This is a genomic window from Leifsonia sp. SIMBA_070, assembly GCF_046534635.1.
Classification (GTDB): domain Bacteria; phylum Actinomycetota; class Actinomycetes; order Actinomycetales; family Microbacteriaceae; genus Leifsonia.
Map to the genome: position 1 here is coordinate 1 of NZ_JAWRYK010000740.1, position 246 is coordinate 246.

Here is a 246-nt window from a genome sequence, read left to right on the forward strand (position 1 = left end):
GTGGGAAGTCGAAAAAGTCATCTATGAGGTTTACACCAGACTTTAAAGTAACGTACTCAGACGGGCGTGTAGAGGTCTGTGATGTGAAGGGAAGTAAGCGCGCAATCAATGAGGGTTTCCCGTTACGTAAGAAGTTATGGGAGTACTTAAACAAACAGGAGTTAATCGTTGTGATATGGGACAAGATGTTAAAGGAGTGGACAAGATCATAAAGGGAGCTGAGTAGATGATTCCAAGATACAAAGG

1 protein-coding gene is annotated in these 246 nt (G+C 42.7%); it reads left to right on the top strand.

Going from position 1 to position 246, the window contains the following annotated elements:
• The first annotated feature begins 23 nt into the window (after positions 1 to 23).
• Positions 24 to 212, top strand: a complete 189-nt coding sequence (locus tag SB754_RS22215) for a hypothetical protein (protein ID WP_410784450.1) — start codon at positions 24 to 26, stop codon at positions 210 to 212.
• Positions 213 to 246: the final 34 nt, after the last annotated feature.

What these genes read in the sequence shown, in the direction of transcription:
- SB754_RS22215 (WP_410784450.1), top strand. Translation starts at nt 24, where the DNA reads ATGAGGTTTACACCAGACTTTAAAGTAACGTACTCAGACGGGCGTGTA.